The organism is Aeromicrobium sp. (assembly GCF_049586495.1).
Classification (GTDB): domain Bacteria; phylum Actinomycetota; class Actinomycetes; order Propionibacteriales; family Nocardioidaceae; genus Aeromicrobium.
Genome location: NZ_JBAVCB010000164.1, coordinates 1 through 4,267, shown reverse-complemented (window position 1 = coordinate 4,267; position 4,267 = coordinate 1). Strand labels below are relative to the sequence as shown.

Genomic DNA, 4,267 nt, shown 5'->3' with positions numbered 1-4,267 from the left:
TGCTCGCCGCCGATGAGGAACGTGGCCTCGCGGTCTTCCCAGCACTCGAAGATGTTCGGACAACCAGCTTCCTGACACACGGTGTGCAGGCCTTCGCCCTTCACCAGATTCATGAGCTCGTTGTACTCGGGACCCATCTTGGCGCGAGTCTTGATCCACTCGGGCTTCTTCTCGATCGGGGTCTCCGCGTTGCGGACTTCAAGCCGCAACATCTTCCGGCCTTCAGGTGCAATGGTCACGCTGGCAAGCCTACGCCTCCGCGCAACCGCGGCCGTGAGGCGTCAGGGGGAGACGGTTCCCACCGGGATGCTCAATCCCGCCGCGACAGCGAGATCCGGCGACGGCGTGTACGGCTCCCACTCGAGCATCTCCCGAAGCCGCGGGGTGAAGGCCGCCGCGACATCGTGGACCGAGACGTCGCGTCCGGTCTCAGCGGTCAGTGAGGTGACCCCAGCATCCGCGATGCCGCAGGCGACGAACTGGTCGTAGACCGACAGGTCGACGTCGGCGTTGATCGAGATGCCATGCATGGTGACACCCCGTGAGACCCGGATGCCGATGGCAGCGATCTTGCGATCGGGCTTGCCGGGACTCGGGGCCAGCCAGACACCGGAGCGGCCCGGAACTCGGCCGGTGGTGACGCCCAGGTCTCCGATCGCGCGGATCATCGCCTCCTCGAGGCGGCGCACGTAGTCGACCACGAGCACGTGGCCGGGCAGCTTGGTGATCGGGTAGGCCACCAGCTGGCCGGGCCCGTGCCACGTGATCTTGCCGCCGCGGTCCACATCGACGACGGGGGAGCCGTCACGGGGACGCTCGTGCGGCTCGGTGCGGCGCCCTGCCGTGAACACGGCTGGGTGCTCCAGCATCATCACGGTGTCGCCGATCTCATCGGCCACCCGCCGAGCGTGCAGGTTGCGCTGCAGGTCCCACGCCGCGGAGTAGTCCAGGGCGTCCCCGCCATACCAGTCCTCGAGAATCGTCAGCGCATTCACGTCACCAACATAGCCGCGGGTGTGGACGAACCGGAGCGACCGGGCGCCCCAGCAGCAACAGTGAGCCGATGACGTGGTGGTGGCTGTTGGTCGTGGCGCTTCGCGCCGCGGTGCCAGCCGACTCGCACGCCGGCTGCGCCAGGGAGCTGGCTGCACTCGACCGCGTCCGCGCCACGGCCTTCGCATCCGCCGACCCTGCCCTGCTCGCCGACGTCTATGTGGCGGGAAGCCCGCTGCAGGACGTCGATGCCCGAACGATCGCCCACTACCGATCGCGTGGCGGACGCGTGGTCGGGGCGGTGTTGCAGGTCTCGCAGTGCCGCGAGCTGGAAAGAACCGCCGCCACCATCGGACTCGAAGTGGTTGAGGCGCTCGGCCCGTCCCTCGTCCGCTGGGACGACGGCGGCGCGACTGCGCTGCCGCGCGACCGCCCGACGCGTCGTCAGATCACGCTTCGACACACTGCCGACGGGTGGCGGATCAGTGGATCGCAGCCGCCAGCGCCGACCTCAGGTCAGGCGCCTGGAAGGTGAAACCAGACTCGATGAGCGTCTGCGGGGCGACGCGCAGGGATCCCAGCAGGTCGTCGGAGAGACTGCCGAGCCCGGCGCGTATGGCGAATTTCGGTGCCCGCAGGAACGTGGGCCGGTTCAACGCCTCGCCGAGCGCGTCGGTGAACTCGGCATTGGTCACGCTGTTGTCCGGCATCACCAGGTTGACCGGGCCGGAGACGTCGGATTCGAGCAGGTGAGTGACCGCGCGCACCCAGTCAGTGCGGGCGATCAAGGACATGTGCTGGCGGCCCGGACCGAGCTGGGCCCCGCCGCCAAGCTTCCAGACCGGGACCATCAGGCCGAGCATGCCGCCTGAGCTGTCCAGCACCAGCGAGGTCCGTAGGAAGCAGGTGCGAGCCCCGGCCTCGACCGCGGGGGCCGCAGCGGCTTCCCACTGCCGGGAGACGTCGGCCAGGAAGCCCGTGCCAGGGCTGCTGTCCTCGGTGAGCACCGTGTCGCCGCGATCGACTCCGTACCACGACATTCCCGAACCGGACAGGAACACCGTGGGGGAGTCCGACGTCGCAACCGCTTTCGCCAGGGTGGCGGTGGCGGTGAGTCGAGAATTGAGAATCTCGCGCTTGCGCTTGGGCGTGCGGGGCCACTGGGAGATGGGAGAACCCGACAGATTCACGACGGCATCGGCGCGGTCGATCAATATCTGATCGACACGTCCGGCCTTGGGATCCCACACCGAGGAGTCCGCGCGCGGCGGACCGCCGCGGATCAGCCGGGTCACCTGGTGGCCCTGCTCACGAAGGTGCGCCACCAGCGGCGTGCCCAGAAATCCGGACGCGCCGCCGATCACGACATGCACTGGCTAGGACCCCAGCTCGGCTTCGAACGCCCCACCTTGCAGGCGCTCCTTGACAGCGGTCAGGAAGCGTCCAGCGTCCGCGCCGTCGACCAGTCGGTGGTCGTAGGTGAGGGCGAAGTAGACCATCGATCGCACGGCGATCGACTCGCCCACCTGCGGGTCGGTGATGACGACAGGACGCTTCACCACGGCACCGGTGCCGAGGATCGCGACCTGTGGCTGGTTGATGATCGGCGTGTCGAACAGCGCTCCGGTGCTGCCCAGGTTCGTGATGGTGAACGTGGCGCCGGAGAGCTCGTCAGGCGAGATCTTGTTGGTCCGGGTGCGTTCGGCCGCATCGGCGATCTTGCGTGCCAGACCGGCGATCGACAGATCGCCCGCATCGCGGATCGTGGGCACGATGAGGCCACGCTCGGTGTCGACCGCGATGCCCAGGTGCTCACCGTCGGGGTACGTGACCGTGCCAGCCTCGATGTCGAGGGCGGCGTTGACCTGCGGGTACAGCTTGAGCGCCTCGATGGCCGCCTTCGCGAAGAACGGCAGGTACGTCAGCTTGACGCCCTCGCGCTCGAGGAACTTGTCCTTGTGCTTGGTGCGGAGGCGGGCCACCTCGGTGACGTCGATCTCGTGCACCTGGGTCAGCTGGGCCGACTCCTGCAGGGACTGGTTCATCCGCGTCGCAATCACCTTGCGCAGGCGCGAGATCTTTTCAGTCTTGCCGCGCAGCGGGGACGGCTCGGACGCGGCCGCCGGAGCCGAGGAGGCCGCGGCGGCGGGAGCCGTCTTCTCCTCCGTGGGTTCGGGCTTGGCCGGAGCAGCCGCAGCCGCGTCGAGCACGTCCTGCTTGCGGATGCGTCCACCGACTCCGGTGCCAGCGATGGCCGCCAGATCGACGCCGTGCTGCTTGGCCAGCTTGCGCACGATCGGCGTGACGTAGGTGTCGCCGCTGGAGGACTGGTCTGAGGAGGAGTCCTTCGCGGCCGGAGCGGGCGCGGGAGCCAGCCCCGGGGCGGGTGCCTCGGACGCGGGCTCGTCCTTGGTCTCCGGCTTGGGCTCGGGTTCGGAGGCGGGCTCGTCCTTGGCCTCCGGCTTGGGCTCGGGTTCGGCGGCGGGCTCGTCCTTGGCCTCCGGCTTGGGCTCAGGTTCGGCGGCGGGCTCGTCCTTGGCATCGGGCTCGGCGTCGGATCCGGCGGCGCTGCCGCTGCCACCGATGATGGCCAGCTCAGCGCCAACCTCGACGGTCTCGTCCTCGGCGACCAGGATCTTGGTCAGGATGCCCGCGACGGGCGAGGGGATCTCGGTGTCGACCTTGTCGGTGGAGATTTCCAGCAGCGGCTCGTCGACGGCGACCTCATCGCCCTCGGCCTTCAGCCACTGCGTGACGGTTCCCTCGGTGACGCTTTCGCCCAGCTCGGGGAGCTTGACGGCGGTGCCCTCGTCGGTCGAAGCAGAGTCGGCCTGCGGCGCTGGAGCGGTCTCGGCCGCATCAGCCTTCTCCTGGGCGCTGTCCGCGGGAGCCGCGGAGCGCTCTTCGGCTTCTTCCGGGGAGTCACCGTTGTCGCCAGCATCCTTCGCGTCGTCAGCGGGCTCGTTGACCGACTCGGTCTCTTGCGACTCTGGCGTCTCCTCAGGCTCGGCAGGTGCCTCGTCGGCGGGCTCGGCGTCGCCGCCAGCGGACTCGCCTTCGTCGCCGATCAAAGCCAGCACGGCGCCGACCTCAACGGTCTCGTCCTCGTCGGCCTTGATCTCCAGCAGGGTGCCGGCAACCGGTGAGGGGATCTCGGTGTCGACCTTGTCGGTGGAGATCTCCAGCAGCGGCTCGTCGACCTCGACGGTGTCGCCGACGGACTTGAGCCATTGGGTGACGGTGCCTTCGGTGACGCTCTCACCAAGGGCCGGAA

The 4,267-nt window shown here is 68.8% G+C and carries 4 protein-coding genes and 1 pseudogene; 1 reads left to right on the top strand and 4 read right to left on the bottom strand.

All coding sequences use genetic code 11. From position 1 onward, the window contains the following. Together WB508_RS08810 and lipB are read right to left on the bottom strand one after the other, a co-directional pair. Positions 1-212 (bottom strand): annotated as a pseudogene (locus WB508_RS08810) (lipoyl synthase); the annotation flags it as partial. A gap of 69 nt (positions 213-281) precedes the next feature. Next, complete coding sequence (gene lipB / locus WB508_RS08805) at positions 282-995, bottom strand: lipoyl(octanoyl) transferase LipB (protein ID WP_423844511.1); 714 nt, start codon at positions 993-995, stop codon at positions 282-284. Between the two features lie 68 nt (positions 996-1,063). On the opposite strand from lipB, the gene WB508_RS08800 reads away from it, so the two are divergent. Further along, positions 1,064-1,528 (top strand): hypothetical protein, encoded by a 465-nt coding sequence (locus tag WB508_RS08800; RefSeq protein WP_423844510.1) that lies wholly within the window; start codon positions 1,064-1,066, stop codon positions 1,526-1,528. Here the strand turns inward: WB508_RS08800 and WB508_RS08795 are convergent. Together WB508_RS08795 and sucB are read right to left on the bottom strand one after the other, a co-directional pair. Continuing rightward, on the bottom strand, positions 1,476-2,366 hold the full coding sequence (locus WB508_RS08795) for a TIGR01777 family oxidoreductase (protein ID WP_423844509.1): 891 nt from the start codon (positions 2,364-2,366) through the stop codon (positions 1,476-1,478). The genes WB508_RS08800 and WB508_RS08795 overlap by 53 nt on opposite strands. A 3-nt stretch (positions 2,367-2,369) precedes the next feature. After that, the coding region (gene sucB / locus WB508_RS08790) for a 2-oxoglutarate dehydrogenase, E2 component, dihydrolipoamide succinyltransferase (protein WP_423844508.1) at positions 2,370-4,267 on the bottom strand (1,898 nt) is incomplete at its 5' end.

Excerpts from the sequence above, each read along its gene's own strand:
- WB508_RS08800 (WP_423844510.1), top strand. The coding sequence starts at position 1,064 with ATGACGTGGTGGTGGCTGTTGGTCGTGGCGCTTCGCGCCGCGGTGCCA.